This is a genomic window from Rheinheimera aquimaris (assembly GCF_020531985.1).
Classification (GTDB): domain Bacteria; phylum Pseudomonadota; class Gammaproteobacteria; order Enterobacterales; family Alteromonadaceae; genus Alishewanella; species Alishewanella aquimaris.
The window spans coordinates 381,877-408,431 of sequence record NZ_JAJAVQ010000002.1 but is presented as its reverse complement, the minus strand read 5'-3'; the positions used below and the strand labels follow the sequence as shown (position 1 = coordinate 408,431).

Here is a 26,555-nt window from a genome sequence, read left to right as displayed (position 1 = left end):
GGTATGTGCTTGCTGCAGATAGCCACAAGCGGTGCAGTGATATCAAAGCGAACATCATGCCAGTCTGACGCAGGCAAAAACGGCGCTGCAGCACAGATATTTGCCCTTGCAGCGCGTAACAGCGAATGGAGATCGGCACTGCCTGCAGTAATATTTACCGTGACAGGTAAATATTACCCGGCATCCTAACTAACTGGCAGCCTGAGTTGAGAGGGCACCCAACGTTAGTCAATTTCGCTACAAAATAGCCAAAACTTAACAGTACAAAAGCAGCAGAAAACTATAAGTTCATTCTTTTCATAAAGTTACAATTGGCAAAGCCTTTGCAAAGCTTAAGGCAACCTAACAATAAAAAGGACACCAATATGAAACTTTCTACCTTAGTTGCTGCTGTTACTCTGGCTATTTCTGCTGGCTGTATTGTCAGCCCGGCTTTTGCTGACGGTAACCCAACCACTATCGATAAAGTGCTGGGCTCAGCAGTAGTGGGCAGTAATCAGCATTATGGCGACATTTCACTGGTCAATGGCAGCGTACAGATGGCCAGTAACAGCAGTGCCAACGATGTATCAGTAGTCAACGGTAGCGTCGACATACGCGATAACGTCAGCATCAACAGTGGTTCAACAGTAAACGGTAGTATTGAAACCGGTAGCGGCTTACAGGTAGCGACAAATCTGGAGACGGTGAACGGTAAAATTCGTCTTGGCAGCAAAGCGCAGATCGGTGGCAATATTGATACGGTAAATGGCGACATTACTCTGGATAGCGGTGAAGTGGAGCAGGATATCAGCACGGTAAACGGCGATATCACGCTGACCGGCAACACTGTGGTAAAAGGCGATGTTATTTATAAACCGCGCGGTAAGAAGAAATCTTTCTTTGGCTGGCGTAATGATAGCAAACCTAGTCTGCATATTGGTGCAGATGTGGTAGTAGAAGGCCGCATTTTGCTGCAACAGGAAGTAGAGCTGAAGCTGGATAATCCGGCAATGCAAGATAAAGTGGTGTACGACATTAACGATGGCCGCTAAGTCAGGGTATTGCGGTGCGGTATAACGCCGCACCGGTTTATGCTTTTTTACTGCGGATAGTAAACAAAGAACAAGGTTTTAGCGCCTGCCAGCTTGCGCCTTTCATTATCAGACGCAGGCTGAATATAAACATGTGGAATACTCATTGCTCTGCCAGTATGCCGTGCATAGTCAAAACCAGCAGGCAGTTGCTGCATCAGTGCTACGTCAGTATCAACAAGTAATGATGGTCTGTGTAATTTATAACCGGGTAGTTGCTGGCGGTAAAACGCCAACACCTGCTGAGGTGTGTCCGCCGTCACAAAAGACACCCCGGGCAAGGTAGCATATTGCTCATCGCCTAACGTCATTGAGCCGCTAGCCGGAATGTGTATAAGCAATTGCGCCTGTGGATACACCGGCAAACTGATACTGCCGCCTGTGCCCTGACTGGCATCTATCATGCCATCAACCAGTTGCTGCATCTCTGCCACACCGCGCTGCTGCATCCGCTCAATAATGTCGTCCATTTGCCGCTGTTCGGCGGCAGTTGGCTCACGCTCGCCAATACGTTCTGTCAGCGCTTCCAGCTCCGCCAGCAACGGATCTACAGGCTCAGTGTCAGCTAACGCCGCCGTGGTCAACAGCAGCAATATAGGCAATAGTTTCATTATGCACCCCGTTACATTTTTGTATGTTTTATCGTAATTCACTTGCAAGCATACTGTAATGCATTTTAAAAATATAACCAGCCACCGGCATCAATGATTAAGCTCTGACCTAAAGGCTTCTTTGTATCGGCGTGACAACGACAACTGCTTGCCACATTTGAGGTAAATATCACCATCACCACTGCTATCGTAACTAATACTTTCGATAGCGCTATGGTTTACGGCTAAGCTACGGTGCACCCGGCTAAAACCTTTGCTGCTTAACAGCTCTAGCGTATTGCCAAGCGTAGCCCGTAGCGGATAAATCCGGCCTTTACTGTGCAGGTTGACGTAGTTACCACTGGCTTCGAGCCATTCAATCTCATCGGTGCGGATCAAAAACTCTTTATCCAGCTTTTTAACCAGAAAATGCTCCGGCGCTTTCTGGCTTTTTTGCTCTGTAGTCTGTTCCACACTGTCTTCAGCCATATCCAGCTGATGTGCTTCACCTTTTAATCGGCTGTAACCAAACATCAGCAGCTGATAACTGAGCAAAAACCAGATATAACCCCATACATCTTTACGGTATTCATAGAAAAACTCGCGTAGCAGCGGGCCGAAGTTATAGTTACTGCCGTGCCAGTGATAAATTAGCTCTCGCAACGCCACCATCAATCCAACATGCAATAAAGAGAACAGCAAGCTACCCAGCAGGTGAGCCAGCAGCTGACGTTTTACGTTAGTTATTTGCAGCGGGTAACGTCTAAACCAGTAAAACAACAACGGGCAAAGCAGCAAGGTGCTGATGGCACTGCTGTATTCCCACACTATCGGCTCCCATACCGATAAACTATTTGCCGGATCACGGCTGTGTTCCATCCATACCGAACTGGCATTTATAGCCGCATTGATAAAGAAATACAGCACCAGCAACAGATAACTATACAGCTTTGGCCTTTGGTCAAAACGCTCGAACATACTTTTTGCTTTACCGCTTGTCACACTCAGCCACCTGTTATCCCTAAAGCCCACCGCAGCGCCATTTGTCTGTGTTGCATGCTAGTGCAACAGCGCACAATGAGGCAACTATTACCACGGAGCTTTGTTATGGCATCACATTTCTCTCAACGCCGTTACGATCTGGACTGGCTGCGCGCACTGGCCTTTGGCTTGCTGATCCTATATCACATCGGTATGTATTATGTCGCCGATTGGGGCTGGCATGTAAAAAGTGACATCACCAGCGAAACACTGCAAAACCTGATGATCTTAACCAACCCCTGGCGCATGTCGCTGTTGTTTTTTATCAGCGCTATGGCGCTGGCATTGGCACAACAGCACACCGCCAAACTCACGCTGATTGCCCTGCGCAGCTCCCGATTGTTAATCCCGCTGCTATGCGGCATGTTTATCGTTGTGGTGCCGCAGGTTTATTATGAAGCCTTATCACAACAGCTGATCGAACCGGGTTATTTCAGTTTCTGGTGGCAGTACATCAACCCGAATACGGAGTTATTACGTGATCATCACAGCCCTATTGGCCTGTTAACCTGGAACCACCTGTGGTTTTTGCCTTACCTGTGGTGCTACAGCGTATTAGTGCTGATTATCGCGCCGTTACTTAATACACTGGCGAAATACCTGCAACCCCTGCCGGGCAGCATGGCTTTGCTGTTGGTGATGGCCAGCCTGATCTCTGCCTGGTTTACACTGCGGCAGGCTTATCCTTCAAGCCATGCTCTGATAAATGACTGGTATAACCATGCTAAATACTTCAGCGTCTTTATTGCCGGTTATTTGTTTGCCTTGCAAGGCAACTGGTGGCAGAAGGTTATCCTATGTCGCCGCTGGTTTTTGTTGGCAGCGCTGGTGTGTTACAGCCTGATCATTGCCGACCGCAATGGTGCTTTTGACAGCCTGCCGACCAGCTTTGGCGAGTCAGTTAGCGGCCGTTTGCTGGTCGGTGCTGTACTGGCGCTAAATCACTGGGGATGGGTCCTGGCACTGATAGGCTATGCCGGACGCTACCTAAACCAGCGCACCAACCCCGCAGATAAAGACGGAAAACTACTACACTACGCCAACAATGCCATTCTGCCCTGGTATATGTTGCATCAGACACTGATAGTAGTGTTCGCAGTCTGGCTAAAACCGCTGGCGCTGCCGGTTGGCGTTGAAGCCGTATTGTTGGTGCTGCTAACCTGTTTGGGTTGTTGGGCTGGCTATGAAGTAGTGAAGCGCTTTTGGCTTAGTCGCTGGTTGTTTGGTTTGAAAGTAGCACTGCCAGCATTTAAGTCTGCAACGGCATCGCAAGTAATTCGCTGACGATAACAAAGCGGTAGCCCCGTTGTTTTAAGCCTTTGATGACAAGCGGCAAAGCTTCACGTGAGCTTTGCCGGCTTTGATACATCAAATGCATTAGCACTATGCTGCCGGGGCGGGTGTGTTCAATGACGTAATTCGCCATCGCCTGCGCATCAGCAGCCAGCGTCGGGTCAGTTTCGGGTTCCAGATCCCACATGATGGTTTTACGCTGCTGCTGTGCCAGATACCAGGGCAATACAAGCAGCTTTTTACCATAGGGCGGCCTAAACAAAATCTCGCCCTGATAACCGGCAGCACGGATAGCCGCATCGGTGCGTTCAATCTCGCTGACCACGGCCGAGGGCGACATAAACAGCATACGAGGATGGCTGTAACTATGGTTACCCAACTGATGCCCAGCCTGATAAATTAACCGCACCTCGTCAGGGTTTTGTTCTGCTTCTTTACCGGTAATAAAAAACGTTGCCTTAACTTGCTGCTGTGCCAGTAACGCCACTATCTCATTGGTGTAGCGCTTTGACGGGCCATCGTCAATGGTTAACGCAACTACCTTGTCATCCGTTTCAACCCGCTGTATCAGCTCACCAAACAGCTGAAAACTGCGGGCAGATGAGAGTTGCCATAAACCATACACAGCAGCAACAAATGCCGCAGCGATGACCAGAATTTTCCGCATTTTTCATCCTCCATGATAACCAGTCAACATGCTATCAGCGCTATATGAATTAATGCTGAGCAGCGCACTAAACTGATCCTGGCTTTAGTACGTAGCAAATATAACCTGCAAACAGACGTTGATAAGATGAGAGCTTTATATCTTGTATTAATGTTGTTACTGCCAGTTGCCGGCTATGCTGACAATTCCGCCTGGCAGGCATGGCGTGAGAGCAAAGCGCTATTGCTGATGCGCCATACCCTGGCGCCGGGCACCGGCGATCCGGCGGGTTTTGTGCTGCAGGATTGCAATACCCAGCGCAACCTTAGCAGCGAAGGGCAACAACAGGCCCAACGCTGGGGTGCGCTGTTACGCCAGCAGCACAGCGGCGATATCACGCTTTATAGCAGCCAGTGGTGCCGCTGTCTCGACACCGCCCAACTGATGGGTTTAACACCACCCAAGCCATTGCCGGTGCTAAACTCTTTTTTCGCTGGCCGCGGCGATGGTGATAAACAAACTCAAGCACTGTTGCAGCAGTTCTCGATCACTCAGACAGCACAACCAACGGTACTGGTAACCCATCAGGTTAACTTCACCGCCTTAACTGGTATCTTCCCGCGCTCAGGCGAAGCCGCCATCATCGCCTTGCCTTTGACACAACCTGCTACTGTGCTGGCGCGGATAAACACACCCTGATACAAGTCGACATACCCAGTACATAGGCTACACGCTATGCTATAGCCAATTTTTAATACCGCAGATGCAGCTGATGACAAACCTAATATCAAACAACACCACACTTTTACGCTCAGGGGGCATTGCAGCTATTGGCATGGCACTTTGCTATGTGGCCATGGCAGTTATTTTCTTTGGCATGTTGTCGATGCCGCAAGGGCTGGATACTGCTGGAAAAATTCAGTATTTGCAGCAGCACCATCTGCTGGTCGCCAGCGGCTATGGTATTGGCTATCTGCTGTTTGGTGTACTGCTGGCGATACTGCTGCAGACTCTGCAACAGGTTTTTGCCAACAGGCCGTCTGCACTTTTCCGGCTGGCCGAGCGTTTTGGTAATGTCTGGCTGGTGCTGATGCTGGCATCTGGCATGGTGGCGCTAATTGGCCTGCAAATGGTATTTCGCTTAATGGAGAGCGATCCGCAGCAAGCATTGGCACTGTATAACACCCGCAATTTGCTAACCGAAGCCTTAGGCGGAGGCATTGAATTAGTTGGCGGGCTGTGGGTGTTACTGCTCAGCATTAGCGGTTTACAGCAACAGCGCTTTAGTATAGTGCTGCATCTATTAGGGTTGGTCGTAGGTGGCCTAGGTATTCTCACCGTTCTGCACACCGTGCCGTATCTAAAAGATGCTTTCGGCCTAACGCAGCTTATCTGGTTTATCTGGCTGGGTATCAGCCTGTTGCGCTGCAGTGCTGGCAAGGGCAACCATGCTGGGGTAAGCTAAACAGCATTACTATCGATGCGAAGCTGGAATGATATGTCTTTAGATATTAGCCCGTTACTCAACGCCCTTGCCCGCCTGCAAGAAGGCTGGGCACGTTATCAGCAGGATATCAGCGACATTCAAATCCGCGATGGGCTGGTGCAGCGCTTTGAATTTACTTATGAAATCAGCCACAAAATGCTGAAACGTTATCTTGAACAAAGCTCCGCTTCGCCGGATCAGTTTGATGTGATGCCCTTTGCTGACTTGATCCGCACCGCCAATGAGCAAGGCCTGCTACAAGGCGACTGGCCAGCCTGGCGCGGGTATCGCGATATGCGTAGCAAAACCAGTCATACCTATGATGAAGATATCGCCTTGCAGGTTGTCGCAGGCATACCTGCTTTTATTACTGAAGCGCAGTTTCTGGCCACACAATTAACCGAGCGTCTGGCCCGTGGCTAAACCTGCAGGCTTACAACTTAGTGACAATGAATGGCAGCAAGTTAACGCCATTTTGCAGCGCTACCTGCCAAATAACGAAGTTTGGGCCTTTGGCTCACGGGTAAAAGGCAATGCCAAACCCTATTCGGATTTAGATTTAGCCATTATCAGTGATACACCTCTGCCGTTAGCGCTGCTGGCCGAAGTAGCTGAAGCCTTTAGCGAATCAGACCTGCCCTGGAAAGTGGATTTAGTTGACTGGGCGACAACCTCACAGCGGTTTCGGCAGGTTATTGCAGAACAAAAGCTGATCTTAACTGCCCGCTAGGCTACAAAGTGATTTGCAGTAGCTGGAAAAACTTGTAAATACAATGTATCTTCTGCGCGTCGTTTTCTTACTACTTCCAGGGCATGGATGGCTTTGACATCATACAGACTCAACGAATACATTTTTTATCCTTCATATATCCGACATTGCAGTAGAAGATCGCAGCTACAGTTAATCAGCCTGTTCTTGCTGATTAGCTTTTTACCGCTGTTTTTTGATTACGGCAGGGTGCCTCAAGTTAAGTATATGTTGCTTGTATTTAGCCCCGGACTTGCGTACTGCGTTGTTGTGGCTATGGATTATTTGCTATCTCGTTATCTGATGCCAGGCACGGTAAAGCCATTGAAGATCACGGCATCACAGCTATTTATTCCCAAATGGCTTATACACAGTGAAGATAATCAACTAGCACAAGACAGCATAATTGATGTTAAAGACCTACTTAGGATTGTCATTTACAGCTATACACTAAAGTCAAAACATAGTGAGTTTGATGCTATAAACACGATTTGCCTGCAGTTTTATCATCAACATATTTACCTTGATGCTAAAAAACTCATGTTTGAAGGCGTAATAACTGATAAAAACAAACTACTACAAGCCTTAAAGTCATTGCCCTGCGACATGGTGTTTGAAAACAAGGCAAATTTTGGTGATGCGCGACTGCTTCACACTGTTGCTCAAGGCCGCTGGGGCTCTACCTATACGATTTTGATCATCCTGATGTTTATTTTAATGTTTGGCAGCTTGCTGCTACTGATATTGTGGTAACGATGAATCCCAACTCAACTCAATCGGATGCTGTGTCTAAAAAAGCAATGAAGGTATATCCAACGTTTGCTTATGCCTGAGGCCCAAAGACGGCCGTATTTATAATTTTGCTGCACACGGCAGGGCTTATTACGTTTTTCGAAACAGCAACGTATTTTCTAGCTCCAGCCATTCCGCAAAGCGCTCTTATGATGCTTGCTAGCTTGGCATCTTTGATCCTTTATGCATTTATCGATGTTATCGCGGCTGTCTTACTAATTAAAAGATTAAGCAGACCCATCATTCTGGATGAAGATTTTTTACTTTTCCCGCCATGGACTTTGGAAAGTAACGTTCAGTTCAAACCACGCCAGTCACTGAAAATCGACACTGCGGATATAGAATGCATAAAAGCAAACATATGGGATATGAGAAAAATCCCGATATTCCGCCGCTCAACGCCAATAGCCATTAGTTTGTTTATTAATACAAGCTGTCGTCAGTTTTTCATCAATTTGAAACATACCGGCAATCAAACACCACTGGATAACTGGCTTAAAGATAATAAAGCCCTAAATATCACTATTGAAAAGAAGTTATTGCCTACATCAGACTTAATTAATTTCACTGGAGTAACTAAAACCTGTTTTGGTTTGTCTTTCTGTTTTGGTGCTGTTATGCCTGCTTTGCAGTGGCTCTTAGTGCCATAAAAAACGCCGCTTTCGCGGCGTTTTTTAATTAAGCTGGTTCTACTTCAGTTTCTACCTCTTCCGGCTGCAATTCCGGCTGCACCGGCTGGCAGATTATCCAGTCTTTTTCATCGACCCAGTTTTGTGCGCCGCCGGCGACGGTGCGGATAGGCACGATGTAGCGGCAGCTGGTTTGCGGTTTCACCGAGGCAAAAATGGGCACGAAGCCAAAACTGAGTGCGGTTTCGATAATCGCCTGCTGGTTATGCGGGTCGATATCGGCCGCTTCGTCGATATAAATCGGGATACGGTATTTACCGCGCTCACGTTCGGCCAGTAACTGGCGGATAAACAACATACCGCACAGCAGCTTAATGGTAATACGGGTACCGTTAGAGCCGGCCGAATCTATCTTGTCGAAGTATTCTTCTCCACCGGCGCGGTTGACCACTTTAAAGCGGATGTCGAATAAATCCGACAGCGTTAGGCCGCCTTTCTCGCTGGCAGCCTGCACCAGGTAATCGCGGGCAGCGTTAATATCGCGCTCGGCCATGGTATTGCCAGCCAGCAAGTCGAAGGTATCGCCCTGCTCGTAGGCTTCTGAGGTGCTTAAAATGGTATCGATATGGCCCACGAGTAACTTGCGATCGACTATCTCTATCTTAAAGTCTTTTAAGTTAGAGATTTGCTGGCGCCAGATACCGCGGTTAAAGCTATTCAGCTCGCGGTGCAGCCGGTTTAAGTCGTTACGCAGGCCTTTTAACGTCGAAGCCACTTCGGTTAATGCCACCCGGGCACGGCGCTCTATCGCATCGCGCTCTTTATCCAGATGATGGAAGGCCTCAATCAGTTTCTGGTACTTCAGCTCAGTATCGCTTTCGGTCTCAAACTTGGTAATACCGGCGTTGTAGATAAACTGATAAGTGTTGGCGATATTCATCTCGGTCAGGCGCAGTTCCTGACAGTCTTTGTTAAAACTGCGGATACTGTCGGCTAAATTATCGAAATCCAGCATGATATCAATCATATAAGGTGTAACACGGCCGCTGTACAGCTCCAGCTCGTGGTCACGGCGCTCGCGTTTTTCCTGATCAATGCGCTCTTTTTGTCGCTTTAACTGCTCCAGCTTATTGTTCAGCAAATTACGCCGGTCAGACTGGCTGGCCAGCTTATGCTGCACCTCATCCAACTGGCTTTGCACACTGGCTTCTTCCTCTTCCAGCGCCGCCTGTAATTGTTGCTGATCATCCAGCAGCTGCTGCATTTGCTGGTAGCGGCTGAAATCTTTTACGTCCTGCTCGGCCTGCAGCATATCCTGATACAGCCGCTCTTTTTCGCGGGTTTTACCGGCTAAGTCGGCCGCCACTTCAATTTGCTGCGTCAGCGTATGCAAGCTTTGCTCTAAGGCGTCGATTTGCTGCTTAATTTGCAGCTTATCTTCGGCACTGGTCATATCCGGCGCACTGTGCAGCGGTGCTAAATCGATAACGGCGCCCGGCAAATGCGCTTTGCCGCCTTTAATACAATCGGCCAGTTGCTCCAGCAGGTTGCTAAAGACACTGTCGTCGGTGATCTCGACCTCACCACCTTTAGCGGTAGACAGAGACAATAAATCCGGGTTTAGCAGCTTAGTGATCTGCTGTACTTCTGGCAGGCTTAAATCTTCACGCAGCCGTGAATACAAATTGTACTCGAGGTTTTTCAGCTGCAGCTTGGCGCTTTTATGCTGCTTCTGTGTTTGGCTTAGCTGGTGCTGTAAGGTTGCCAGATTCACCGAACTTGCGCCTTGTAAACTGTGGCTTAAGCGCTCGTAGTCACTACGGATATTGCCTAGGTTAGTCGCCAGCTGCTCGCTGCTGGCGAGTTCAAAGCGGCTATGCAGCGCATCATATTGGTTAAACCATTGGCTAAGCTCGAGCTGGCGGTTGCCTAAATCTTTAATCTGGCCGACGAATAAGCGCTGACGCTCTTCCAACTGCTGCTTTTCGCTGAGTAAATCTTCCAGCTGTACGCTAAGCTCGCTGGTTTGATCGTCAAAGTGCTGCTGGTAGTCGTTTAAGGCGATATCAAGCTTTGGCGCAAAGGCGGCCAGTTTGCCTTTATAAACTGAGCGCGCATCCAGCATGTGCTCCAGTGCGGTCACGCCTTCTTGCTGGCTTTGCAGTGCTTTTAGCTCGCGCCGGTCGCGGTTAACCTTTTCAAAGGCGCCATGCCAAACGGCATAAAAATCGACTTTCGGGTCACCTAAGTGGCGGGCGAATACCGGCAGCAGCAAGCGTTTTACATCCTGCGCCGTCAGCTTGTGCAGATTGAGAATACGACGGAAAATATCTTTATACACCGGTGCATCTGACACGTTATTTAGCGGGATCATGCGCAAATTAATCCGGCTGTCATAAGGCGTGGCGCCGCCGGTCAGCATGGCGTTTAGCTCGGACGGTTTCAGCTCAATCGGGTCCAGGCCTTTTTCGCGCAATACATGATCGAGCTTGTTGTATTTCACTATGCTGTTGCCGGCGATAAAGTGGTCTAAATCCAGTGCGCCCTGATAACAAAAATACTGGTATTTGTAGCCGGCAATTTTACCCAGCCCCGCTACACCGATCACGACTTTGCCATCGGGCAGATTCGCTTCCAGCAGGATATAGCTTTGATCCGAGCCAAAGTAGAACTTACGCGTTTCATCCAGGTCGTGGCCGTCCCACTCGGTTAAGCGTAAATCGTTAATCAATGGGAACTGCAGTGCATTAATCACCGAGCTTTTACCGGTGTTGTTCGGCGCACATATCGAGGCGGCATGATCCAGCGGGATCACGCATTTGGCATAACCGGCGGTGTTTAACAGCGCCAGCTTCGTCAGGCCATACAGCTGCTCAGACATCGCTCATCTCCTCAGTATCCGGGGTATCAACCAATAACACCGTATCGCTGGAGCCTTGCGGTGCGCCGTCATCCAATTGCAGCAAGGCGTCTAAATAACGGTGTACCGGCGCAAGCAACTTGATATTGTCACCACTGGCACGGGCTAAGCCCAAACGCAGCATGCGGTTGGCCACTTCACGTTTTACATCGGTGGCACTGAAGATATCCAGTTGTTCAAACAGGTGATATTGCTTTTGCACGATGGCGGCGAACACCTCATGGTCCAGCTCGCTATCAAACAGCGCTTGTAGCGGGTCACGGCCCTGATCGGCGAAATATTCCACCAGCGCATAGATAGTCAGCGCAAATAAGCGGGAAATTTTACCCATATTGGCACTGGCATCATCGACATCAAAATAGAAAAAGCCGCGGCTATCGCGTTTTAGTGTATGGCCCAGGCCCGAGAATAACGCGCTGTAGCTTAGCTCCTGCGCGTCCAGCTCTTGCCACAGGGCTAAGTCCTGCTCGCTGATATGGTAACCGCCGCTGAGCTTTTTATAGATCTCAGCCAGCTGGGTCAGCTCTTGTAAATCAAGATGCATCGGCCTTGGCCTCCTGCGAAAACGGGTAAAGGGTTAACTTATGCTGTTGTAACGTCAGTTCAACTGACTGATTGTTGTGGTTAAGCGCTAAACCGTCTTCACGGCTTAACGCCTGATACAGATACAGCAGCTCATCCAGCGCTAAATTCGGGTAGCTTTCATCCAGCCAACGCGCCAGATTGCTAATAGTGCCGCTACTTCGCGCTTTGTTAAGCACACTGTCGTAATCCGGCAATTGTAAATTCGGCGCCACGCGCTCGTCTTGTTGTGTCGGTAACTGGTATTCGGCTTGCTGATAATCAGCCAGCTCCGCCATATAGCTGGTAAGCTGATTCGCACTGCCGAGCGAGAAGCGCTGCGAATCCGAGGCGATTACCACCGGCAGCTGGCTTAGCGTGAGATCAATGCCTTTCTTGCGCATTAAGCCCAGCACGGCACTGGCGTTACGTGATAACAAGGTGTTTTTACGCAGCTCTTCGCGTAGCGGCATTAAGGCATCGGCACTGCGGCTTAAGCTTTCACGGCCAATCTGGTTCATATCCAGCAAGCGGGTACGCAGCTGCAGTAATAATTCTTTCTCGTGGCTTAGGCCACCACTGATTTCCAGCGCACTGATTTGTTCGCTCAGCAGCGCTTCAAGGCCAGCGATGGTGGCCTGAAACGGGCCGTTGATATCAATTAGCTGCAGCATCGGCTCAATATAGTCGTCAAAGGCTTCCATTACCGCGCTGTAACGCCGTGCTAAGGATAAATTACGCTCGTCGGCTTTGGCTTTGTCGACCAGATTTAAAATGGCGGTTTCGTTTTTCGCAAAGTGTTTTACCACTTCGCGGATGCGCTCATCCATCTGCCAGATAAAGCGCTTTAATTCGCTGGCATCACGGCCTTTTGCCGCCAGCTCCAGCTTACGCGCCAGCCGGTTTAGCTCATGGATACGGCTTTGAATATCCTCGGCCATACCCAGGTTATGTTCCTGCAGCAAATACTCGGCAAATTCCAGCACGGCACGGTTCAGCTCCAGCTGGCTGGACTTGGCCAGCGGAATAAACACTTCAGCCTGCAGCAAGCGCTGCGCTTCTTTAAAGACTTGCTCGCTGGAATAACCGGGGTTAAAGCGTTTAATCAGCGCCTGTACATCCTGAAAGCTGAAGCTGCCCATGTTACTGCGGCCAATCAAGGCCTCAATAACCTGCCAGTGTTCATCCAGGCATTTTAAGATTTTACGCGGAGATATCATGCGTTGCTAAGCGTTCCTGCTTGATGCAATAAAAAGGCTATTATCCACGGATCAGCGCTAAACACCAGAGTGTGACCCGGCCTGACGAATGTCCGCTGCACCGGCTGTTTCATTAATAAGCTGATCGCACAGCGCCTGCTCAGCATCCTGCGGCAAAGTGATACTAACCGTCACCTTATCACTGTAGCTGACCTCATCCAGTGTCGCCTTGCACTGCTGTAATAACTGCCGTAAGCGTGCTTCAAAGGCAAAGCTGACACTGATACTAAGCGCAATACTCGGACTGACTTCGCATAACCCGGCTGTCGCCGCCGCCTGTGATACCGCATTAGAATACGCCCGCACCAGCCCACCGGCACCGAGCTTTACGCCGCCGAAATAGCGCACCACCACTGCTAGGCAGTTGCCCAACTCGCGCTCGGTTAGTACATGCAGCATAGGTTTGCCGGCCGTTCCACCCGGCTCGCCGTCGTCACTAAAGGCCTGTGTCTGGGGCTGGCGGGTATTACCGATGATATAGGCCCAGCAGACATGGTTAGCATCGGGGTAACGCGCCCGATACTGCTCAACCCACTGCATGGCCTGTTCCCGGTTGTTTACCGGGTGCAAAAAAGTAAGAAAATCGCTGTTTTTCTCGGTGAGCAAATGTTCAGTATCAGCGGCAAGAACAGTATATCGGCTCATTGGCGTTGCAACATATCCAGTAGATGCTGATCAGCAGCGCTTATCAGGGTTCGTTGAGTTCGGCATGGTGTTTAGCAAACACCGGTATAGTGATCTGCCATTTCATCGCCGCTAAACGCAGCAACAGCAGTGCCAGCATGCCCACTGTCATAGCCACTGCGGTATTGACGCCGACAGAAATCAGCACAGTGTAAACCACACCGCCAAAAATACAGGTAACCGCATATAACTCGCCGCGAAACACCATCGGCACTTCGCGGCACAGCACGTCGCGGATCATACCACCACAGACCCCGCTCATGGTACCGAGCATTATTGCCACCATCGCGGAAGTACCGTTATCCAGCGCCTTTTGTGTGCCCATAATAACAAAGAATGCCAGCCCCAATGCATCAAACAGCTGCAGCGTATTATGCGGGATAGTCAGCCGGTTACGCACTGCCAGTATGGTGCCTATTGCAGCGATAAAAATGGCGTAAAAATAGCTGTTGTTGTTAATCCAGATCACCGGAGCATCCAGGATAAGGTCGCGCAGGGTGCCGCCACCAATAGCCGTAACGCTGGCAAGTACAATTACGCCAAAGCCATCCATCTGGTTACGCCAGGCGGCCAGTGTGCCAGAGATAGCAAACACTGCTATGCCGAGTAAATCTATCCAGTGAAAATACTGTTCCATACCGTCACCCCGCTCTCATCTGGCTGCAACTTAGCAGGCTTTCTACCCAGCGTAAACAGCTATAAGCTGCTAAAAATACGGCACTATAAGCCTGTTCGCACCAACAGCACTGTGTTAACATTTCAGCGTTTTATTAACATAAATCAGTAAAGGATTAGTATGAAGAAGTCAGTGATTGCGCTGGTCGTGCTTGCAGCTGCAGCAGGTGGCGGTGTGTATTTTGCCAATAAGTATGCAGAAGATGTGGTGAAGCAGCAGGTTGAACAGGCGAACCAGAGCTATCGTCAGTTAGCCGCCAACGGCGATATGCCGCTTATTTCACTGACATACAAAGACGTATCAGCCAATGTGCTGACGTCAAGTTACAGCATAGCCGGGCTGGAAGTCAGCATGGCGGAGCTCGGCACTGTTGCTACCGTAGAACAGATCACTGCCAAAGGCGTGAAACCGCGTGAACTGGCAGATTCAGGCAGCGTGCATCTGGTTGGCGCAAAAGCCGCGCCGGCAATACTGCAAATGCTGCCGCCACAAACCAGTGCTTTTGTACAAAGCCTGGCGTTACATGGCGACTACAGCTATCAGTACCAAAATGACGGTCAGCTGTTATTTAACCAGCAAACCCGCATTAATGACGAATTCAGCCTCAGTTACAACTTCACCCTGGCGCAAATGCAGCAGTTCTGGCAATACGCCAAAGAGATCAGCGCCCTGGCACCAGATCAGCAACAGCAACTGGTTGGCTCTGAAGCGTATGCCGAGCAAATCGTCGAAAAACTGCTGACCGGCGCGCTGAGTAATGGTGCTGTCAGTATTGAAAATAACGGTTTTATCGAGCGCGCTATCGCCATGACGGCAGAGCAAGGGCAAACGCCGGATTTAGAAACCATTAAAGGTATGGCGCTGCTGAATATTTCGATGCTGGAGCCGCTGCCACAAAATATGAAAGATGCACTGGCACAGTTTGTAAACCAGCCGGAAAAGCTGCAGCTAAGCTTCAATTTTGCTGAACCACTGCAATTTGCCAAAGTACAAAGCGGCGAACTGATGCCAGAACTGGGCTCGCCCGAAGCCATTATTGAATTTGCTAATTTGCAACTTAAGGCCAACTAAACTGCAGACCAAACCCGCTACGGCGGGTTTTGTTTTGTCCGGGCCAGCGGCTTACCTTGACATTTGTTAACAGTACAAGTATAAATGCGAACCATTTACATTTATGCTATCTGGTACTCTATGAAGCCGTTATCTGCGCTACCTGTCGCTTTACTTGTTTCCTCTTCGTTTGTTGCTGCTCAGCAGGATATTGAGCATATTACCGTGAGTACCAGCCGCAGTAATGCGCCGGTCAGCACGGTGCCGGCCACGATTACCGTTATCAGCCAGGAACAAATTGCCAGCCAGCTGGCGTTTACGCAGGATATCTCGGCTATTCTCGGCAACCTGTTACCGGGCTTTTCACCCAGCCGGCAAAAGCTGACTTCAGCCGGTGAAACACTGCGCGGCCGTGAACCTCTGTATATGATTGATGGCGTGCCACAATCTAACCCGCTGCGTAACGGCTCGCGCGATGGCAAAACCATTGACCCGGCAATGATAGAGCGGATTGAAGTGATCCGTGGTGCTAATGCCATTCAGGGTATGGGCGCCAGCGGCGGTATTATTAATATCATTACCAAATCTGCCGGCGATAACCGCCATCAAATCAGTGCTGGTTTTACTACGCCAACTACCGGCGGTAGCGACAGCCAAAGCTACAAAGCCAGTTATCTGCATAGCTACCAGCAGCAAGGCTTTGCCGTGGTGGCCGGTGTGTCGGCCAGTGATACCGGCATGTACCGTGATGGTAATGGCGATTTAATCGGCGTCGATGGTACCCAGGGCGATACGATGGACTCGCGCAGCATTGATGTGTTTGTCAAAGCGCGCCAGCAACTGAGTGAGCATGAAAGCCTGCAGCTGATGGTAAACCACTACAAATTACGCGGTAACGGTGACTATATTCAAGTTGCCGGTGATGTCACAACAGGTATTCCAGCCAAATCTGAGCGTGGTGAAACAGAGGGCATGGCACCGCAAAACAAAGTGACCACTGCAACACTCGATTACAGCAATACAGCAGTATTTGGCGGCAGCTTAAGCTGGCAGCTGTTTCTGCAGGACTTCGCCGCACTATACGGCGGTGGGCGTTTTGCTGCCTTTCAGGACCCGGCACTGGGCGCCAACTTTTATGATCAGTCGCAGAATAAATCGACCAAATACGGCAGCCGCTTAACCTGGTTTAAACCTAATCTGGCATTGACCGGGCTGGATTTAAGTACCGGTGCCGACTGGCTGCAGGACGAAACCTACCAGGAATTGGCGCTGAGTGGTCGTAACTGGGTACCGGAAGCCGAGTTTACCAACCTGGCCCCTTTTGCCCAGCTGCGTTACAGCGCACTGCAGAACTTTACCTTTAGCCTTGGTGGCCGCTATGAATATGGCAAGCTGAAAGTCGACGACTTTACCACGCTGGCCGCCTACGACAGCACCTTTGTTGCCGGTGGTGAACCGGATTTTAATGAACTGCTGACCAACGCCGGTGTGGTATGGCAATTCCACCCGAACGTGCGCTTATACGGCAGCTACAGCGAAGGTTTCAGCATGCCGGATGTAGGCCGGGTATTGCGCGATATCAGCACGCCTGGCTTATCGGTAGACAGTTTTTTAACGCTACAGCCGGTACTGTCAGACAATCTGGAGCTGGGCATTGAATTCAGCTTTGACAACTGGCAACTGCGCGCCAGCGCTTACCGCTCAGATTCAGATCTGGGTATGCGTTTACAAGCCGATGCCGATGGCATTTACAGTGTAAGACGCGAGAAAACCGAAATAGACGGTATTGAAGCCGAAGGCCAGTATTACTTCAACACTGATAGCCAGATAGGTTTTAGCTATGCCCGCACCAATGGTCAGTTTGATAATGACGACGATGGCAAAGTCGAAACCGATTTAGGCGGCGTGAATATCGCGCCGGAGCGGTTAAACCTGTATTGGCAGCAGCTGTGGTTGCCACAACTTAGCAGCCGGTTGCAGGCTAATATCCTGTTTAGCCATACGCTGAATACCGGTGAACAGTTTGACGGCTACACCACGCTGGATTTCAGCAGCAGCTATGACACAGCCTATGGCCGCTGGACGCTGGGTATCGAAAACCTGGCTGATAAACAGTACTTTACCTACTATGCACAAAGTACACCTGCAGCAGCACGCTACTTTGCCGGTATCGGCCGTACATTAAACCTGAGCTGGTCGCACGCGTTCTGATATGCCAACCGCACGCACGCTGCACCGCTATCTGGGCTGGCTGATTGGCATCTGGTTGCTGCTAATAAGCTTAAGCGGTGCTGTGCTGCTGTTTAAAAACGATTTGCTGCGCTGGCAGTACCCGCAGCTGCAAAACCTGGCGCTGCCGTCAGACATCAGTCAATGGGGGCCCTTGCTCAATCAGCTGCAGCAGCAACCCGACTTCCGTTATGTAAAGTATCCGGATCAGGATGCGCACTGGCTGGAAGCCGTCAGCCACAGCAATCAACGCCACTACTACAATGCCAGCCACACCTTACTGCTGACACGCGTGCCGCGAGGAGACTGGATAGACTGGCTGTACGATTTTCACCTGCATTTATTGGGCGGCAAAACCGGGCATACAGTGCTAGGTGTAATCGGCCTGATTTGTCTGGTGCTGCTATTGGCGGGCATAGTGCAGTGGTGGCCCAAGCGTTTTAGCCGCCGGCTACTGGCACTGCCGAAACCGGCTCTGAATGCCCGCACACTGCGCCAATGGCACAGCCTGCTGGCGTTAAGCTTTGCGCCCTTGCTGCTACTGACAACAGTAACCGGCAGCCTGATGGTTTTTAACGCAGAATTTCGTAGCACCCTGAGTGTATTTTCTACTGCACCACAGCCGGCGCCACCACTCAAAACAGCAGGTTATCAACCACTGGCGACAACTGACTGGACTGCCGCACTCAGGCAGGCGCAGGCACAATGGTCAGATGCCCAGCTAAGGCTAAGCAGCCTGCGTACCGCTGCCGATCAACCTATTAGTTTTCGCGCTCGTATGGCAGGCGAATGGCATCAAAATGGCCGCAGCGTGGTGCAGATAGATGCACTTAGCAATAAGGTTATTTATGCCACGCCCGCCAGCGCTTTTGGTACTACCGGCGCTATCGCCAACAGCCTGTATCCGCTGCACACTGCCGCAATCGGCGGCAAAATTTACTTCTGGGCGCTGGCAATAAGCGGCTTGCTACCGCTGTTATTACTGCTAACCGGCCTGTTGTACACCTGGGTTACCCGCCCCGGCACCCGAACTTCAGCCGCCGCTTCGTCACTTAAACCAGAAAGCAACAGCTAATCAGCGCCAGCCAGCACTTGCTGCACCCGCTGTTGCAGTGCGGGCAGCAGTTGCCGGGCAAACCAGGGGTTACGTGTTAACCAGATATTGTTGCGTGGGCTGGGGTGTGGCAGCGGGATAATATCCGGCCAGTACTGCTGCCAGCCCGCAACGGTGTCAGTTAACGAATCTTGAGCATCTGGCAGATGCCAGTCCTTGGCATACTGCCCAATCACCAGCGTTAGCTTTAAATGCTTAAGCCCGTGCAGCAATGCTGGCCGCCAGCTTGGCGCGCACTCTGGCCGTGGTGGCAGGTCACCACTTTTACCACGGCCGGGAAAACAAAAGCCCATCGGCAGTATTGCTATCAGCTTAGGGTTATAAAATTGTTCTGTAGTTAACCCCAGCCATTGCCGCAAGCGATCACCGCTGGCATCAGCAAAAGGCTTTGCTGCATCATGTGCTTTTTGGCCCGGTGCCTGGCCAGCAATTAAAATCCGTGCAGCGGGGTGCCACTGCAAAATCGGCCTGGGAGGCTGCGGCAAATGCGCTGCGCATAAGCTGCAGTCACGTACCGTATCAGCGAGGTTGTGCGGCGGCATAAATCCAGCACTCGGTACCTGATTTCAGGCGGGCACTGACCCGCTGATAGGCATCGACTTCGTAATCGTCAGCCTGCGTCAGTTCAGCATCGGTCAGCTCAAACACCGTGCCGGCCACTTCATCGGCAAGGTTACCGGTGTAGCGCAGAATAGGATGAAATGCCTTACCGCTTTCACGCAGTACGCGCTCATCGGTAATTTCCACTTCACCCACCACATAACCCTGCAGCGTATCTTTACTGCCGCTTAGCTCACGGCCAAAGTTAGCCAGCTGCACGTTTTTTTGCTGCAAGGTGCCATAAGAAAACAGTTTGGGCATAGCGTCTCCGCGATATCTTGTCCGGTAAGGCTTAAGGGGCTGACCCGGTTAGCGCACCAACCTGGCCAGAGTGTAACTTTCACCATCTGCTGCAACAATACGCACCGGGTTATGCCGGGCCAGCGTAACCAGCTCTGCCGCCGACAGTTGCTGCTGCCCCAGTTCAACAGTCGCTTGTGGCAAACTGTCACTGTCGATAGCAGAACGTTTATGCGGCTCCTGCAGAATGTGCTTATTACTGATATCTACCCTGCCAGCCATCAGCAGCCGCATATCCTGGATCAGATAAGCTGCCAGGGCATCATCACTGATATCACTTTGCGCAATATCCAGCCGGAAATCCTGTGCCGATAAACTGCCGCCATTGGTAAAATACACGACAAAATCAAACTTAACGCGGTACTGTGTCATCATCACTTCGCCTGAACCAGAACTCAATTTCATCTGTTTCTACCTCAAACCGCGCTGCATGCTCTACCTGCGCGGGCACACTGTACCACTGGCCAACGCCAATACGTTGCGTTTCACCATTTATCGTCAGGATCAACTCACCTTTGGTAATCACACCATAGTTATCCGTATCATGGGTATGAGCCGGGATCTGTGTACCTGCAGGATAGGAAGCAAACAACACATCACTGTTATCCGCCGCTAAGCGGTATGCATCGAAACGGCCATCGTACAACGGCAAGGCCTTAATTTTATCCGGGTAACTGCCTGGCATCTGTCCTCCACTGAGCTGACGGGTTCAGCCAGATTCTGCTGCAAAGCGGGTAGTAAATGCAATCAGGTGTTGCCGATTGCTCGGCAGTTTCCGGCATGCCTGTCACTGGATATAGGCCGCAAGTTCCTCTGGCTCGCCGGTTGGAAAAGCGGCTTTTAAATGTTCAAGAAAAGCTGAAACCCGGGCATTGAGTAAACGGCGGGATGGATAAAGTGCCCATAACTCGATTGGAGCAGCGTCTGCTTCACCCCAACAGACCAGTTTTCCGGATTGAATATCCTGGTTAACTAAAGAGACGGGCAACAAGCCAGCACCGGCGCCAGCGCGCACCGCATCGCGCAGCATTATCATTGAAGAAAGCGCAAGAACGGGTGTCACAGCAATACTGAACGTTACGTTTTCGGACGTTAACTGCCAGACAGTGGTCGGTTTTTCAAACCCGCGCACCACCACAGGCACGAGTACATCGCCGGAAGGCCGCTGCAGATCAGGGTGGGCCACCACCACCAGACGGTCGTGTAAAATCGGCCGACCGTACAGGTTCTCATCCGGTGCAGGGTTAACTCTGATCACCAGATCATAGCCCTGGTCGACCATATCGACCGGCTGATCGTCTGATATCACGTCCAGTTGTACATCCGGATATTTAATAGCGAACTCTGCCGCCAGTCTGCCCATCGCCAGCTGGCAGAACAACAAAGGCGCGCTGATACGTAAGCGGCCCCGAGGCCGGGCGACGCCGGACGAAATAGCCAGCACGGTTTCATCCAATTCCGTCAACAATGTCGCGGTGCGCTGATAAAGTGCCTCTCCCTCTTCGGTCAATACCAGCCTGCGCGCACCGCGTTCGAACAGCCGCAGCTGCAGGCTGTTCTCCAGTTCAGCTATCCGTCGGGACAGCGTGGCCTTAGGCCGCCCACTCTGCCGGGCGGCACGGCCAAAGCCACCATGCTTGGCAACCAGGTTGAAATCGGCAATAGCGGCTAAGTCCACAAAGTGTTCCATATGTAAGACAGTAAGTCCAACTTTAGCACCTATCGGCGCGAATATGAAACACCTAGAATGTGAATCGTCAGCAGACAATAACCTAACTGAATCGGAGTGAACTATGACTATTCTTGTAACTGGCGCGACCGGCCGGGTTGGCCAACACCTTGTAACACAACTGGTTAAACGCGATGCTAAAGTACGCGTTCTGACACGAACCCCGGCAAAAGTTAACTTTGATAACGCAGTAGAGATAGCGCAAGGCGACCTGTTGGATATCGACTCGCTGCGGCAGGCATTCAAAGGGGTACGCAGCTTATTTTTGCTAAACGCAGTAACCGGCGACGAATTTACCCAAGCGCTTATCACGCTGAATATTGCCCGCGAAGCGGGTGTCGAACGGGTAGTTTATCTGTCGGTATTTGATGCCGATCAGGCGGTTAATGTGCCGCACTTTGCCGTCAAATATGGTGCAGAACGTATGCTGGAGCAGATGGGCTTTAGCGCCACTATCCTGCGCCCGGCGTACTTTATCGACAATGAGCTGATGATTAAAGACGTGATCTTAAACCACCACATTTACCCGATGCCGGTTGGCAGCAAAGGTATTGCAATGGTGGACGTGCGGGATATCGCTGAAGTCGCCGCTATTGAGTTACTGCGTCGCGATAACGCGCCAGATAAATTGCCGGTTGAAACCATTAATTTAGTCGGGCCCGACAACCTGACAGGTGAAGAAATTGCGGCAATCTGGTCAGAAACACTGGGCCATACCGTTACCTATGGTGGTGATGATCCCAGTGGTTTTGAACAGAATATGGCGTCATTTATGCCCAAATGGACAGCTTACGAGATGCGCCTGATGGCTGAACGCTATGTCAGCCACGGCATGATCGCTAAAACCGGTGATGTGACGCGGCTAACCCAAATCCTGGGCCGCCCACTGCACAGCTATCGCGAATTTGCACGTACTTTGCGTGCACAAACACTCTGAGGACAAAGCACTTCGACCACACCGCAGGATGTTGCATGTCAGTTAAGCAACACCCTGCCGTTTTGCTGGTGCCGATTAGTCTTTATTCGCCACCATAATCAGCTTCACATTAACAAACTCGCGTAGGCCAAAGCCGCCATGTTCGCGGCCGTAGCCACTGTCTTTTACACCACCAAACGGCAGGTTAGGCTGTGCCAGCCCATAGCCATTTATGTTTACCATACCGGTATCAAAATGCTGCTTTGCCAGTGCAATGGCATGCTCAACATTGGCAGAAAAGATACCGCCACCCAAACCATAGCGTGAGTCATTGGCTATCTGCATTGCCTGAGCATCGTCTTTTGCCCGGATCAGGGAGGCCACCGGGCCGAACAGTTCATCATCATAGGCCGGCATCTGCGGGCTGACATTTTCCAGAATCGACGGTGGATAGAAAAAACCTCTCTGATCAGGAATTTCACAACCACATACCACAGTCGCGCCAGCCTCTATTGATTCTGTCACTTGCTGATGCAGTTTATCGCGCAAGTCAGCTCTTGCCAGCGGACCAATATCAGTATCTTCAGCATTAGGGTCACCCATTTTTAAATGCGCCATCGCCGTGGCAAAAGCATGTTTAAAATCGGCGTAGTTTTTCTCTGTCACAATAAAGCGTTTTGCCGCCACACAGGTTTCGCCGTTATTCACCATACGGCCTTCAACACAAGTTTTCACCGCTAATTCAATATCGGCGTCGTCCAGGATTAAGTAGGCATCGTTGCTACCCAGTTCCAGTACAGTTTTCTTCGCCAGCTTCGCGGCCGCTGCGGCAACCGACTTACCGACTTCGTCACTGCCGGTAAAGCTAACGCCGCGCACCTTAGGGTGACTGATTAAGCCGGTAGCGGTATCGCCATCAATCAGCAAGGACTGATAACAATGCGTCGGAAAACCGGCTTCAAGAAACATTGCGGCAATTTTTTCTGCCATGCCAAACACGTTGGACGCATGTTTTAACACTGTGGTATTGCCGGCCACCAGGTTAACAATGCTGTAGCGGATCACCTGATACAACGGAAAATTCCACGGCTGTATGCCCAGAATCACGCCTATTGGTTGGTAGCTAATGATGGCACGGCCGTTTTCAGTGTCGCGCTGCTCGTCCGCCAATACCTCTGCCGCTTGCTTAGCGGTGTAACGACAAATTTCGGCGCAAAGCTGCACTTCCTGTAGCCCCTGCGCTTTAACCTTGCCCATTTCATCAGTCATTAACTGCGCCAGCTGCTGTTGCTGGCTTTCCAGCACCTTAGCCAGGTTCAGCGCTAACGCTGCCCGCTCTTTAATACTGACAAGCTTCCAGCTCTGGAAGCATTTATCGGCGTTGTCCACCGCCTGCTGAGCGGCTTTTTCATCCAGTAGGCGATACTCTTTAATCGGATGTTCGGTGTAAGGGTTAATAGTAGTAACAGTGTCAGCCATGGTGCTGCCCCCTCCGTTTATGCAAATGAAACTAAAAGGGTGCAAAGGCGGCGCCAAGTCTGGCGTTATGGCAGATATAATTCTAACAAGATGATTATACTGGTTTTTAATGCAGCATCACTTTGCCGCGGTCAGCATTTCAGCAAAGCTGTATGAAAGATTTGCACTCAGCGGCCCCTGTTTTACAAGGCCGCTGGTATGGCTTGGCTGCTATATGGCCGCCACTGCAGGGCATTAACCGCCGTCTTTAATATCTTTAACCACGTCCCTGGTGGCGTGCCCTATTTCTTTGGCTGCATCGCGCGAGGCGTGTCCCACTGCTTTGGTCACGTCTCTGGTGGTGTGGCCAACGGTGCGGCCAGCCTCTTTGATACTGGCGCAAGACGTTAACACTAATACGAAAGCGACTAACGCCACTTTGGCGCTGAATAACTTCATGACTAACTACCTGCGAGGATACTGTTTAGCAGTAGATTACACCCAAACGTCATTTTCTGCTGTAAGCTCACCACCCGAGTCACCTGTATTGACAACACCTTTAGGCTCTACAAGCATAATTTTGCATTCACTGGCGGCAACAGGCTTGTGCTCTACCCCTTTGGGTATCACAAACATTTCACCGGAATTCAGGCTAACAACACCGTGCCGAAATTCAATATTTAGCGTGCCTTCAATAACAATAAACACTTCATCGGTATCCGGGTGATCATGCCAAACAAATTCGCCCTCGACTTTTACCAGCTTAAATTGATAGTCGTTCATTTCTGCGATAACACGAGGAGACCAGTAATCAGAAAATTTAGAAAACTTATCTTTAAAATTTATAGGGTTAAACTTCATTTTTTTAATCCGTACATTCATGTATAGCGTACGCCCAGCCAGAAGGACGATGCTGGCCAGTGCTAAAGGTCACCTTTCACAGACTCATACATTTCATTTTTCAGCTTTTCTAAAGCCTCGTCAGTTAAACCGTACTTAACTGCAGCAGATTTAGAAATCGGATTCAAAATGTCTTCAACTGAATTAAATAACTCAATAACGTCTTCAAGTTCATTTATCATCTTGTTTCTGCCTGCTTCGTTTACAAAGTCTAAAGCACGATCAACGAAATAGGCATGAGCTAACCAGTTTCTTTTTTGCAACGCTAGTGAGAGTGTATTTTCAATATCGCTATCGAGCATACCAATTTCTCTCATTGCACCCAGTAGCCGGCCCATAGTTTTCTTCGACAATGCGTCATCAAATCGGTCGAAATCTGCTTCCCATTTCTCACGACTTTCAAACTTAGGCACGTTCTTCTTAAAAAAATCATAGAAAATAAGTAACTGAATTATCGATTGCTCAACACATTGCGCTCGATACATTGCGAGGCCAAAGTATGCGTAGACTTCTTTGCAGTGTTCAGACGTATCCATCCTAACCTTTAACATTTAATTATTGTGCATACTCGTTTTCTAATTTCCCAAAAAGGAAACAACATCTAGCATTCCTTTTTGTAGTAACAACAATTTTCAGCGCTGAAATTTCCGATTCCGGAAAAACGAGCATGCGTTATAATTCCAAAGCTGTGCGCTATATCCCTTATATCCAACGTACGTAAGTACCTAACTTATAGCATGTAAACAAAAGTCGCAATTAGCTTATGCACAATGTTAATAGGATGTCTGACCTTGACTGTCTAAAAACCCAAACAGTACTGTATATAAACACACATCTCGAGCTTCAACCATGTCAAAAAGCTGCATCTTAGGGACCGATCGGGAGAATATTCGTTTACGTGGTTACAGCCTGCATACGGAGCAAACTCATTTGCATTGGATATATCACTTTGTTCAATTTAACAGTAGAAAGCAGCCTAACGGTCTGCATGCTGCTGATATAAAAAGCCTTCAAGCTGGCTAGCTAATCAGTGTAATGCTGCCAATGACATAAAAAATAATTGACAAATAATAAACCAAAGGTTAGAAAACGGTGACTAAATCAAAAAATGGGGACAAAAATGAGAATATTGTTAATTGCATCAGCCTTTTTTTCTACTTTTAGTTATGCGAATTCTATTTATGATGATTGGGAGAAGAAAATTGTAAATGTTACAGAAGCAGTCCAACATTTTGGGGGCTCGTATACTTGTAAATACGATCAGTTTAGATATGGCTATGATATAAATAACCCCGGCTATTACGGCTACTACACTGCAGAGAAACACTTAACAAGAATAGTTTCCGACAGTATTACTCCACGCCCAGTGCTAATTGTTCAGGATTTGGCAGAATATAGCCAAAATGGATTTCCAATGAATGTTCCTAATTACAATTATCAATGTACTGGCGTCGCAGATTTAGCTCCAACTTTTATAGAGAATAAAGTTGTAGGTACACGCGTGGAATACCATCCGATTCAACCCTTCCCAACGTTTGCTTCATATGAATATGCAAACTGTGGCTTTCAGGGTGACATAGGTATAAGAACTGGACATCTTCATGTCGGCGGAATATCTAATGGCTCGTCGGTGGTCGTCAAAGATGTAACTGGAAATTCAAATTCTGTTCTATATTCTGGTCCGGTTAACTCTTGGATTTCAGTCAATTTCAGCAGCTTTGGCGTTAAAACAATCTCAATAAAAATCGACAGCGGCTCAACTTATCGCCTTACTGTCAATGTGCCGGTATGTAGTGGTGGTGGAGACGACCCTGTGCCAGTTTAGTTTTGTGCGTTAAAAATGATAAGTCCTACCAATATG

At 49.7% G+C, this 26,555-nt stretch carries 31 protein-coding genes; 14 read left to right on the top strand and 17 right to left on the bottom strand.

All coding sequences use genetic code 11. The annotated features are described in order from the left end of the window. Window positions 1-365 precede the first annotated feature (365 nt). Window positions 366-1,034, top strand: a complete 669-nt coding sequence (locus LHL18_RS06795) for a DUF4097 family beta strand repeat-containing protein (RefSeq protein ID WP_226766332.1) — start codon at window positions 366-368, stop codon at window positions 1,032-1,034. A gap of 47 nt (window positions 1,035-1,081) precedes the next feature. On the opposite strand, the gene LHL18_RS06790 is transcribed toward LHL18_RS06795, so the two are convergent. Further along, window positions 1,082-1,684, bottom strand: a complete 603-nt coding sequence (locus LHL18_RS06790) for a hypothetical protein (protein ID WP_226766331.1) — start codon at window positions 1,682-1,684, stop codon at window positions 1,082-1,084. A gap of 90 nt (window positions 1,685-1,774) precedes the next feature. Further along, window positions 1,775-2,665: a LytR/AlgR family response regulator transcription factor gene (locus LHL18_RS06785; protein ID WP_226766330.1), complete on the bottom strand. Its 891-nt coding sequence runs from the start codon at window positions 2,663-2,665 to the stop codon at window positions 1,775-1,777. A 105-nt stretch (window positions 2,666-2,770) separates the two neighbouring features. On the opposite strand from LHL18_RS06785, the gene LHL18_RS06780 reads away from it, so the two are divergent. Then, on the top strand, window positions 2,771-3,988 hold the full coding sequence (locus tag LHL18_RS06780) for an acyltransferase family protein (RefSeq protein ID WP_226766329.1): 1,218 nt from the start codon (window positions 2,771-2,773) through the stop codon (window positions 3,986-3,988). Here the strand turns inward: LHL18_RS06780 and LHL18_RS06775 are convergent. Continuing rightward, window positions 3,954-4,664 carry a polysaccharide deacetylase family protein gene (locus LHL18_RS06775; RefSeq protein WP_226766328.1) on the bottom strand — a complete coding sequence of 237 codons (711 nt, stop codon included), beginning with the start codon at window positions 4,662-4,664 and terminating at the stop codon, window positions 3,954-3,956. The genes LHL18_RS06780 and LHL18_RS06775 overlap by 35 nt on opposite strands. A gap of 126 nt (window positions 4,665-4,790) precedes the next feature. Here LHL18_RS06775 and LHL18_RS06770 point away from each other — a divergent pair, with 126 nt between their 5' ends. From LHL18_RS06770 to LHL18_RS06745, 6 genes are all read left to right on the top strand, one after another. Continuing rightward, window positions 4,791-5,342, top strand: a complete 552-nt coding sequence (locus LHL18_RS06770) for a histidine phosphatase family protein (RefSeq protein ID WP_226766327.1) — start codon at window positions 4,791-4,793, stop codon at window positions 5,340-5,342. Window positions 5,343-5,415: 73 nt separating this feature from the next. After that, window positions 5,416-6,108, top strand: coding sequence for a hypothetical protein (locus LHL18_RS06765; protein ID WP_226766326.1), 693 nt, complete (start codon window positions 5,416-5,418; stop codon window positions 6,106-6,108). A gap of 33 nt (window positions 6,109-6,141) precedes the next feature. Further along, complete coding sequence (locus LHL18_RS06760) at window positions 6,142-6,552, top strand: nucleotidyltransferase substrate binding protein (RefSeq protein WP_226766325.1); 411 nt, start codon at window positions 6,142-6,144, stop codon at window positions 6,550-6,552. Then, window positions 6,545-6,859, top strand: coding sequence for a nucleotidyltransferase family protein (locus LHL18_RS06755; RefSeq protein WP_226766324.1), 315 nt, complete (start codon window positions 6,545-6,547; stop codon window positions 6,857-6,859). The genes LHL18_RS06760 and LHL18_RS06755 overlap by 8 nt, the downstream gene beginning before the upstream one ends. Window positions 6,860-6,946: 87 nt before the next feature. After that, entirely contained in the window at window positions 6,947-7,630 is a 684-nt protein-coding gene (locus tag LHL18_RS06750; RefSeq protein ID WP_226766323.1) for a hypothetical protein, read from the top strand. A 188-nt stretch (window positions 7,631-7,818) separates the two neighbouring features. After that, window positions 7,819-8,319 carry a hypothetical protein gene (locus tag LHL18_RS06745; RefSeq protein ID WP_226766322.1) on the top strand — a complete coding sequence of 167 codons (501 nt, stop codon included), beginning with the start codon at window positions 7,819-7,821 and terminating at the stop codon, window positions 8,317-8,319. 28 nt (window positions 8,320-8,347) lie between these two features. Here the strand turns inward: LHL18_RS06745 and LHL18_RS06740 are convergent, their stop codons facing one another. The 5 genes from LHL18_RS06740 to LHL18_RS06720 are packed head-to-tail and all read right to left on the bottom strand — an operon-like array spanning window position 8,348 to window position 14,359. Further along, window positions 8,348-11,179: an ATPase gene (locus tag LHL18_RS06740; RefSeq protein WP_226766321.1), complete on the bottom strand. Its 2,832-nt coding sequence runs from the start codon at window positions 11,177-11,179 to the stop codon at window positions 8,348-8,350. After that, on the bottom strand, window positions 11,172-11,762 hold the full coding sequence (locus LHL18_RS06735; protein ID WP_226766320.1) for a condensin complex protein MksE: 591 nt from the start codon (window positions 11,760-11,762) through the stop codon (window positions 11,172-11,174). Before LHL18_RS06735 ends, LHL18_RS06740 begins: the two co-directional genes overlap by 8 nt. Beyond that, entirely contained in the window at window positions 11,752-12,999 is a 1,248-nt protein-coding gene (locus LHL18_RS06730; RefSeq protein WP_226766319.1) for a hypothetical protein, read from the bottom strand. Before LHL18_RS06730 ends, LHL18_RS06735 begins: the two co-directional genes overlap by 11 nt. 57 nt (window positions 13,000-13,056) lie before the next feature. Continuing rightward, window positions 13,057-13,683 carry a YigZ family protein gene (locus tag LHL18_RS06725; RefSeq protein WP_226766318.1) on the bottom strand — a complete coding sequence of 209 codons (627 nt, stop codon included), beginning with the start codon at window positions 13,681-13,683 and terminating at the stop codon, window positions 13,057-13,059. 43 nt (window positions 13,684-13,726) lie between these two features. Then, entirely contained in the window at window positions 13,727-14,359 is a 633-nt protein-coding gene (locus LHL18_RS06720; protein WP_226766317.1) for a trimeric intracellular cation channel family protein, read from the bottom strand. Between the two features lie 159 nt (window positions 14,360-14,518). Here LHL18_RS06720 and LHL18_RS06715 point away from each other — a divergent pair, with 159 nt between their 5' ends. From LHL18_RS06715 to LHL18_RS06705, 3 genes are all read left to right on the top strand, one after another. Further along, window positions 14,519-15,469 carry a hypothetical protein gene (locus LHL18_RS06715; RefSeq protein WP_226766316.1) on the top strand — a complete coding sequence of 317 codons (951 nt, stop codon included), beginning with the start codon at window positions 14,519-14,521 and terminating at the stop codon, window positions 15,467-15,469. A gap of 120 nt (window positions 15,470-15,589) precedes the next feature. After that, complete coding sequence (locus LHL18_RS06710; protein WP_226766315.1) at window positions 15,590-17,659, top strand: TonB-dependent receptor; 2,070 nt, start codon at window positions 15,590-15,592, stop codon at window positions 17,657-17,659. Window position 17,660: 1 nt separating this feature from the next. Beyond that, complete coding sequence (locus LHL18_RS06705; RefSeq protein WP_226766314.1) at window positions 17,661-18,752, top strand: PepSY-associated TM helix domain-containing protein; 1,092 nt, start codon at window positions 17,661-17,663, stop codon at window positions 18,750-18,752. Here the strand turns inward: LHL18_RS06705 and LHL18_RS06700 are convergent. From LHL18_RS06700 to LHL18_RS06680, 5 genes are all read right to left on the bottom strand, one after another. After that, window positions 18,749-19,333, bottom strand: a complete 585-nt coding sequence (locus LHL18_RS06700; protein ID WP_226766313.1) for a uracil-DNA glycosylase family protein — start codon at window positions 19,331-19,333, stop codon at window positions 18,749-18,751. The genes LHL18_RS06705 and LHL18_RS06700 overlap by 4 nt on opposite strands. Then, window positions 19,311-19,652, bottom strand: coding sequence for a gamma-glutamylcyclotransferase family protein (locus tag LHL18_RS06695; protein ID WP_226766312.1), 342 nt, complete (start codon window positions 19,650-19,652; stop codon window positions 19,311-19,313). Before LHL18_RS06695 ends, LHL18_RS06700 begins: the two co-directional genes overlap by 23 nt. A 48-nt stretch (window positions 19,653-19,700) precedes the next feature. Further along, window positions 19,701-20,096 carry a hypothetical protein gene (locus tag LHL18_RS06690; protein ID WP_226766311.1) on the bottom strand — a complete coding sequence of 132 codons (396 nt, stop codon included), beginning with the start codon at window positions 20,094-20,096 and terminating at the stop codon, window positions 19,701-19,703. Then, window positions 20,044-20,376, bottom strand: a complete 333-nt coding sequence (locus LHL18_RS06685) for a cupin domain-containing protein (RefSeq protein ID WP_134052962.1) — start codon at window positions 20,374-20,376, stop codon at window positions 20,044-20,046. The genes LHL18_RS06690 and LHL18_RS06685 overlap by 53 nt, the downstream gene beginning before the upstream one ends. A 102-nt stretch (window positions 20,377-20,478) precedes the next feature. After that, window positions 20,479-21,381 (bottom strand): LysR family transcriptional regulator, encoded by a 903-nt coding sequence (locus tag LHL18_RS06680; RefSeq protein ID WP_226766310.1) that lies wholly within the window; start codon window positions 21,379-21,381, stop codon window positions 20,479-20,481. Between the two features lie 103 nt (window positions 21,382-21,484). Between LHL18_RS06680 and LHL18_RS06675 the strand changes: the two genes are divergently transcribed. After that, window positions 21,485-22,357: an SDR family oxidoreductase gene (locus tag LHL18_RS06675; RefSeq protein ID WP_226766309.1), complete on the top strand. Its 873-nt coding sequence runs from the start codon at window positions 21,485-21,487 to the stop codon at window positions 22,355-22,357. 75 nt (window positions 22,358-22,432) lie between these two features. Here the strand turns inward: LHL18_RS06675 and LHL18_RS06670 are convergent, their stop codons facing one another. From LHL18_RS06670 to LHL18_RS06655, 4 genes are all read right to left on the bottom strand, one after another. Further along, window positions 22,433-23,815 carry an NAD-dependent succinate-semialdehyde dehydrogenase gene (locus LHL18_RS06670; RefSeq protein WP_226766308.1) on the bottom strand — a complete coding sequence of 461 codons (1,383 nt, stop codon included), beginning with the start codon at window positions 23,813-23,815 and terminating at the stop codon, window positions 22,433-22,435. A gap of 234 nt (window positions 23,816-24,049) precedes the next feature. Beyond that, entirely contained in the window at window positions 24,050-24,253 is a 204-nt protein-coding gene (locus LHL18_RS06665) for a hypothetical protein (protein ID WP_226766307.1), read from the bottom strand. A 36-nt stretch (window positions 24,254-24,289) separates the two neighbouring features. Beyond that, window positions 24,290-24,655, bottom strand: coding sequence for a cupin domain-containing protein (locus LHL18_RS06660; protein WP_226766306.1), 366 nt, complete (start codon window positions 24,653-24,655; stop codon window positions 24,290-24,292). Window positions 24,656-24,717: 62 nt separating this feature from the next. Then, the gene (locus LHL18_RS06655) at window positions 24,718-25,230 is read right to left on the bottom strand and encodes a hypothetical protein (RefSeq protein ID WP_226766305.1); all 513 of its coding nucleotides are present in this window, start codon (window positions 25,228-25,230) and stop codon (window positions 24,718-24,720) included. 313 nt (window positions 25,231-25,543) lie between these two features. Between LHL18_RS06655 and LHL18_RS19855 the strand changes: the two genes are divergently transcribed. Beyond that, window positions 25,544-25,717 carry a phage integrase N-terminal SAM-like domain-containing protein gene (locus tag LHL18_RS19855; RefSeq protein WP_226766304.1) on the top strand — a complete coding sequence of 58 codons (174 nt, stop codon included), beginning with the start codon at window positions 25,544-25,546 and terminating at the stop codon, window positions 25,715-25,717. A gap of 97 nt (window positions 25,718-25,814) precedes the next feature. Next, window positions 25,815-26,519 (top strand): hypothetical protein, encoded by a 705-nt coding sequence (locus LHL18_RS06645; protein ID WP_226766303.1) that lies wholly within the window; start codon window positions 25,815-25,817, stop codon window positions 26,517-26,519. Window positions 26,520-26,555: the final 36 nt, after the last annotated feature.

Bases quoted from the DNA above. Each gene is read 5' to 3' on its own strand.
- LHL18_RS19855 (WP_226766304.1), top strand. From the start codon at position 25,544: ATGTCAAAAAGCTGCATCTTAGGGACCGATCGGGAGAATATTCGTTTA.
- LHL18_RS06775 (WP_226766328.1), bottom strand. From the start codon at position 4,664: ATGCGGAAAATTCTGGTCATCGCTGCGGCATTTGTTGCTGCTGTGTAT.
- LHL18_RS06765 (WP_226766326.1), top strand. From the start codon at position 5,416: ATGACAAACCTAATATCAAACAACACCACACTTTTACGCTCAGGGGGC.
- LHL18_RS06730 (WP_226766319.1), bottom strand. From the start codon at position 12,999: ATGATATCTCCGCGTAAAATCTTAAAATGCCTGGATGAACACTGGCAG.
- LHL18_RS06670 (WP_226766308.1), bottom strand. From the start codon at position 23,815: ATGGCTGACACTGTTACTACTATTAACCCTTACACCGAACATCCGATT.
- LHL18_RS06660 (WP_226766306.1), bottom strand. From the start codon at position 24,655: ATGAAGTTTAACCCTATAAATTTTAAAGATAAGTTTTCTAAATTTTCT.
- LHL18_RS06715 (WP_226766316.1), top strand. From the start codon at position 14,519: ATGAAGAAGTCAGTGATTGCGCTGGTCGTGCTTGCAGCTGCAGCAGGT.
- LHL18_RS06790 (WP_226766331.1), bottom strand. From the start codon at position 1,684: ATGAAACTATTGCCTATATTGCTGCTGTTGACCACGGCGGCGTTAGCT.
- LHL18_RS06665 (WP_226766307.1), bottom strand. From the start codon at position 24,253: ATGAAGTTATTCAGCGCCAAAGTGGCGTTAGTCGCTTTCGTATTAGTG.
- LHL18_RS06740 (WP_226766321.1), bottom strand. From the start codon at position 11,179: ATGTCTGAGCAGCTGTATGGCCTGACGAAGCTGGCGCTGTTAAACACC.
- LHL18_RS06685 (WP_134052962.1), bottom strand. From the start codon at position 20,376: ATGCCAGGCAGTTACCCGGATAAAATTAAGGCCTTGCCGTTGTACGAT.
- LHL18_RS06705 (WP_226766314.1), top strand. From the start codon at position 17,661: ATGCCAACCGCACGCACGCTGCACCGCTATCTGGGCTGGCTGATTGGC.
- LHL18_RS06720 (WP_226766317.1), bottom strand. From the start codon at position 14,359: ATGGAACAGTATTTTCACTGGATAGATTTACTCGGCATAGCAGTGTTT.
- LHL18_RS06750 (WP_226766323.1), top strand. From the start codon at position 6,947: ATGGCTTTGACATCATACAGACTCAACGAATACATTTTTTATCCTTCA.
- LHL18_RS06745 (WP_226766322.1), top strand. From the start codon at position 7,819: ATGATGCTTGCTAGCTTGGCATCTTTGATCCTTTATGCATTTATCGAT.
- LHL18_RS06690 (WP_226766311.1), bottom strand. From the start codon at position 20,096: ATGAAATTGAGTTCTGGTTCAGGCGAAGTGATGATGACACAGTACCGC.
- LHL18_RS06770 (WP_226766327.1), top strand. From the start codon at position 4,791: ATGAGAGCTTTATATCTTGTATTAATGTTGTTACTGCCAGTTGCCGGC.
- LHL18_RS06780 (WP_226766329.1), top strand. From the start codon at position 2,771: ATGGCATCACATTTCTCTCAACGCCGTTACGATCTGGACTGGCTGCGC.
- LHL18_RS06700 (WP_226766313.1), bottom strand. From the start codon at position 19,333: ATGCCGCCGCACAACCTCGCTGATACGGTACGTGACTGCAGCTTATGC.
- LHL18_RS06735 (WP_226766320.1), bottom strand. From the start codon at position 11,762: ATGCATCTTGATTTACAAGAGCTGACCCAGCTGGCTGAGATCTATAAA.
- LHL18_RS06695 (WP_226766312.1), bottom strand. From the start codon at position 19,652: ATGCCCAAACTGTTTTCTTATGGCACCTTGCAGCAAAAAAACGTGCAG.
- LHL18_RS06710 (WP_226766315.1), top strand. From the start codon at position 15,590: ATGAAGCCGTTATCTGCGCTACCTGTCGCTTTACTTGTTTCCTCTTCG.
- LHL18_RS06655 (WP_226766305.1), bottom strand. From the start codon at position 25,230: ATGGATACGTCTGAACACTGCAAAGAAGTCTACGCATACTTTGGCCTC.
- LHL18_RS06645 (WP_226766303.1), top strand. From the start codon at position 25,815: ATGAGAATATTGTTAATTGCATCAGCCTTTTTTTCTACTTTTAGTTAT.
- LHL18_RS06795 (WP_226766332.1), top strand. From the start codon at position 366: ATGAAACTTTCTACCTTAGTTGCTGCTGTTACTCTGGCTATTTCTGCT.
- LHL18_RS06725 (WP_226766318.1), bottom strand. From the start codon at position 13,683: ATGAGCCGATATACTGTTCTTGCCGCTGATACTGAACATTTGCTCACC.
- LHL18_RS06760 (WP_226766325.1), top strand. From the start codon at position 6,142: ATGTCTTTAGATATTAGCCCGTTACTCAACGCCCTTGCCCGCCTGCAA.
- LHL18_RS06680 (WP_226766310.1), bottom strand. From the start codon at position 21,381: ATGGAACACTTTGTGGACTTAGCCGCTATTGCCGATTTCAACCTGGTT.
- LHL18_RS06675 (WP_226766309.1), top strand. From the start codon at position 21,485: ATGACTATTCTTGTAACTGGCGCGACCGGCCGGGTTGGCCAACACCTT.